Annotated in this window: 6 protein-coding genes; all 6 read left to right on the top strand. The window is 62.1% G+C overall.

Annotation, left to right across the window (positions count from 1 at the left end):
• The coding region (locus EN943_RS35340) for an isovaleryl-CoA dehydrogenase (protein ID WP_164778556.1) at nucleotides 1–991 on the top strand (991 nt) is incomplete at its 5' end.
• A gap of 1 nt (nucleotide 992) precedes the next feature.
• Nucleotides 993–2,600, top strand: coding sequence for a carboxyl transferase domain-containing protein (locus EN943_RS35335; RefSeq protein ID WP_127416419.1), 1,608 nt, complete (start codon nucleotides 993–995; stop codon nucleotides 2,598–2,600).
• Nucleotides 2,601–2,795: 195 nt separating this feature from the next.
• A complete protein-coding gene (locus tag EN943_RS35330) occupies nucleotides 2,796–3,164 on the top strand; it encodes a hypothetical protein (protein ID WP_127416418.1) in 369 nt (122 codons plus the stop codon).
• Nucleotides 3,165–3,203: 39 nt separating this feature from the next.
• On the top strand, nucleotides 3,204–3,575 hold the full coding sequence (locus tag EN943_RS35325) for a hypothetical protein (RefSeq protein WP_127416417.1): 372 nt from the start codon (nucleotides 3,204–3,206) through the stop codon (nucleotides 3,573–3,575).
• Nucleotides 3,576–3,644: 69 nt separating this feature from the next.
• On the top strand, nucleotides 3,645–3,989 hold the full coding sequence (locus tag EN943_RS35320) for a hypothetical protein (protein WP_245476096.1): 345 nt from the start codon (nucleotides 3,645–3,647) through the stop codon (nucleotides 3,987–3,989).
• A gap of 163 nt (nucleotides 3,990–4,152) precedes the next feature.
• A partial coding sequence (locus EN943_RS35315; RefSeq protein ID WP_164778554.1) for a biotin carboxylase N-terminal domain-containing protein occupies nucleotides 4,153–4,344 on the top strand: 192 nt, incomplete at its 3' end.

Raw genomic sequence — 4,344 nt, 5'->3', positions numbered from 1 at the left:
CCCCGCCGATCCCGATTTCGGCGGCAGCGGCATGGGCTATCTCGCCCATGTGATCGCCGTCGAGGAGATTTCACGCGCTTCGGCCTCGGTCGGCCTCTCCTACGGTGCCCATTCCAACCTCTGCGTCAACCAGATCAACCGCTGGGCGACAACGGCGCAGAAGGAAAAATTCCTGCCGCCACTGTGCTCGGGCGAGCGTGTCGGCGCGCTGGCGATGTCGGAATCCGGCGCCGGCTCGGACGTCGTCTCGCTGAAGCTGCGCGCCGAAAAGCGCAATGATCGCTACGTGCTCAATGGCACCAAGATGTGGATCACCAACGGGCCGGACGCCGAAACACTGGTCGTCTATGCCAAGACCGATCCGGACCTGAAATCGCGCGGCATCACCGCCTTCATCGTCGAGAAGGCTTTTGCCGGATTTTCCGTGGCGCAGAAACTCGACAAGCTCGGCATGCGCGGCTCCAACACCGGCGAACTGGTATTCGAGGATGTGGAAGTACCCTTCGACAACGTGCTGCACGAGGAAGGGCGCGGCGTCGAAGTGCTGATGTCGGGCCTCGACTATGAGCGCACGGTGCTGGCCGGCGGCCCGATCGGCCTGATGGCGGCGTGCCTCGACGTGGCAATCCCCTATGTGCATGAGCGCAAGCAGTTCGGCCAGGCGATCGGCGAGTTCCAGTTGGTACAAGGCAAGCTGGCCGACATGTACACGACGCTGAACGCCGCGCGCGCTTACGTCTATGCCGTCGCCGCTGCTTGCGATCGCGGCCAGACGACGCGCAAGGATGCCGCCGGCTGCGTGCTGTTTGCCGCCGAGAAGGCGACGCTGATGGCGCTCGACGCCATCCAGCTGCTTGGCGGCAATGGCTACATCAACGACTATCCGACCGGCCGCCTGCTGCGCGACGCCAAGCTCTACGAGATCGGCGCCGGCACCAGCGAAATCCGCCGCTGGCTGATCGGCCGCGAGATCATGGCGGAGGGGGTATAGCATGGCTGCGCTGCAAACCCAGATCTCCCCCTCCTCCGAAGCATTCCGCGCCAATGCCGAGCGCATGCGGGCGCTGGTCGCCGACATTGCGGAGAAGGCAGCCACCGTCGAGCGCGGCGGCTCGGAGGAAGCGCGCGAGCGGCATGTTTCGCGCGGCAAGCTGTTGCCGCGGGAGCGCCTGGCCCAGTTGCTCGACACCGGCTCGCCCTTCCTCGAGATCGGCCAGTTCGCGGCATGGTCGATGTATGGCGAGGAGATCTCTTCGGCCGGCATGATCGCCGGCATCGGCCGCGTCGAAGGCACCGAGGTGATGGTCGTCGTCAACGATGCCACGGTGAAGGGCGGCACCTATTATCCGCTGACGGTGAAGAAGCATCTGCGCGCGCAGGAGATCGCACTGCAAAACAATCTGCCCTGCATCTATCTCGTCGACAGCGGCGGCGCCAATCTGCCCAACCAGGACGAGGTGTTTCCCGACCGCGAGCATTTCGGCCGCATCTTCTACAACCAGGCCAACATGTCGGCATCAGGCATTCCGCAGATCGCCTGCGTCATGGGTTCCTGCACGGCGGGCGGCGCCTATGTGCCGGCGATGTCCGACGAGACGATCATGGTGCGCAACCAGGCGACCATTTTTCTCGGCGGACCGCCGCTGGTGAAAGCGGCAACCGGGGAGGATGTCAGCGCCGAGGATCTCGGCGGCGCCGATGTGCACACGCGGCTTTCCGGAGTTGCCGACCACTATGCGCTCGACGACGACCATGCGCTCGCCATTTGCCGACGCATCGTCAAAAACCTGAATCGGAACAAGACTGTAAGTCTGAACTTACAGAAATCGATTCCGCCGCTTCATCCGGCGGATGAACTCTACGGCATCGTGCCGACCGACCTGCGCCAGCCCTATGACGTGCGCGAGGTGATTGCGCGCATCGTCGACGGTTCCGAATTCGACGAGTTCAAGCAGAATTACGGCACCACGCTGATCACCGGCTTTGCCCATCTCCATGGCATGCCGGTCGGCATCATCGCCAACAACGGCGTGCTGTTTTCCGAAAGTGCTGTGAAGGGCGCGCACTTCATCGAACTGTGCTGCCAGCGCAAAATTCCATTAGTCTTCCTGCAGAACATCACCGGCTTCATGGTCGGTCGAAAATACGAGGCGGGCGGCATCGCCAAGGACGGCGCCAAGCTGGTGATGGCCGTTGCCACTGCCAAAGTGCCGAAGGTGACTGCCATCATCGGCGGTTCGTTCGGCGCGGGCAATTACGGCATGTGCGGCCGCGCCTATTCACCGCGCTTCCTGTGGATGTGGCCGAACGCCCGCATCTCGGTGATGGGCGGCGAACAGGCGGCAACGGTGCTTGCCATGGTCAAGCGCGAAGGCATCGAGCGCAAGGGCGGGCAATGGAGCGCCGAGGAAGAGGCGAAATTCAAGAAGCCTATCCTGATGAAATACGAGCATGAGGGCCATCCGCTCTATTCGTCCGCACGCCTCTGGGACGACGGCATCATCGACCCTGCGAAGACGCGCGACGTGCTGGCGCTCAGCCTGTCCGCGGCGCTCAACGCCGAAATCGAGGACACGCGCTTTGGCGTGTTTCGGATGTGAGAATGGACGGTCAACTTCGACGGCCAAGCGGCGGAACTATACCGGCAGGCCGTTGCTGCCGTGCGAAAAGGCTGAACTGTATGGACCAACCGATTCATCAGCATAGGCGGCTTCGAATCTCGAACAGTGAACTGGCGGCGGGGCAAAATATTCGCTACTGCTTATCCAGCATGGGGCAATGGGGACGGGCTGGAAATGAAATTGAAATATTGCCAGGGAACGGCTGCTTCGATACTTTCTGTATTTCTAATATTAACGGCGACCGGCACCAGCTCGGCGGAATCGCTCGCAGGACGCAAGGGAGACGTGCGTTTTCCGCCGACCTTGGGGTCGGGCGAATGCAACGTTGCCTACAAGGGCTACGTCGCGGCGAGCGGCCATTCGGCCTACGCCACAACCTTTTATTCGCGCGTTGTCGACCTCTACATCATCTGCGGGACGAAGCTCAACGCGCCGTCCCAGAAGGCAGCGGAAGAAATTGCGCTACGCAACTGCCAGGCCGGCTTCACACGGTGGAAGCTCAAGACCGCGAGTGGCGGCTGCGCAATCTCGTCATCGAAATAAGACACCAGCCGAGACTTTTTTGCGAATGGGGGAAGCAGAATGAAATCCGGGACCTGCAAACGAGCAGCCACCTCCATAGTGGCAGGCTTGCTGATGGTGACGGCCCCCACCGCCGCCATGGCCGGATCGCTGGCAGGCAGCAAGGGCGACGTGCGCTACCCAGTGACCATTCCTATAGGAACCACCGGGGGCTGCGGGAAGGCCTATGCTGCGTATCTCGCAGCCGCAGGCCATTCGGCTTTCGCGGCGACGCCAATCGTTCCGGCGATCGAGTACTTCGTTTGCGGCGTGAAGCTGAATGCATCGTCACAAAAGGCGGCGGCGGAACTGGCACTGAAATCCTGTCAGGCCAGCAAAAGCAAATACAAGGTTACCGTAGCCGGCGCCTGCAGCATCGCCGCGTCCAAATAGGCCGGAAGGCGCCCGGTTTTTCTCCTTGGGGAAGACAAGATGAAATCCACGAATTCCAGGCGAACAGCCATGGCGATATTGGCCGGATTGCTGACGATCGCCGCGTGCGGCGCGGGCATGGCCGGCTCACTGACTGGAAGCGAGGGAGACAAGCGTTTCCCGCCGTATCTGCCGCGAAATCCCAAGGATCCCTGCACCAAGGCCTACAAGGCCTATGTCGCGGCCGGTGGCCATTCAGCGTACGCAACCACGCCGTACGCGCGGATAATGTCGTCGTACATAGTTTGCGGCGGCCACCTCAACGCACCATCTCAAAAGAGGGCCGAAGAGTTGGCGATGAAATCCTGTCAGTCCACCCGCGGCCACTACAAGGTAACGACAGGCGGCGGTTGCGAGATCGCGGCCTCGAAGTAGGCACAAGCGACCGCAAGGTAGAGCACTCCCTTAGTAAGGGAGAGGTCCACGCCGAGGGCTGGAATGGCTTGCGGGACAGTGCCCCCCTCTGTCCGGCAGGACTGAGGCTGGTGTTCAAGCGCACTGCTTTCCGCGCGCTTCGAACCTTACTCGCGGAGGCTCCATGTTCGCCAAGATCCTGATCGCTAACCGCGGCGAGATCGCTTGCCGTGTCATCCGGACGGCGCGCAAAATGGGGGTGCGCACTGTCGCCGTCTATTCGGATGCCGACGCGAAATCCCTGCATGTCGAGATGGCCGACGAGGCGGTGCATATCGGCGCCTCGCCCGTCGGCGAAAGCTATCTGCGCGGTGAC

This window comes from Mesorhizobium sp. M7A.F.Ca.US.006.01.1.1 (genome assembly GCF_003997935.1).
Classification (GTDB): Bacteria; Pseudomonadota; Alphaproteobacteria; order Rhizobiales; family Rhizobiaceae; genus Mesorhizobium.
The sequence above is the reverse complement of the archived record's forward strand: the minus strand, read 5'-3'. Positions and strand labels throughout refer to the sequence as shown.

Coding starts and splice junctions, on each gene's coding strand:
- EN943_RS35335 (WP_127416419.1), top strand. CDS start 993: ATGGCTGCGCTGCAAACCCAGATCTCCCCCTCCTCCGAAGCATTCCGC.
- EN943_RS35330 (WP_127416418.1), top strand. CDS start 2,796: ATGAAATTGAAATATTGCCAGGGAACGGCTGCTTCGATACTTTCTGTA.
- EN943_RS35325 (WP_127416417.1), top strand. CDS start 3,204: ATGAAATCCGGGACCTGCAAACGAGCAGCCACCTCCATAGTGGCAGGC.
- EN943_RS35320 (WP_245476096.1), top strand. CDS start 3,645: ATGGCGATATTGGCCGGATTGCTGACGATCGCCGCGTGCGGCGCGGGC.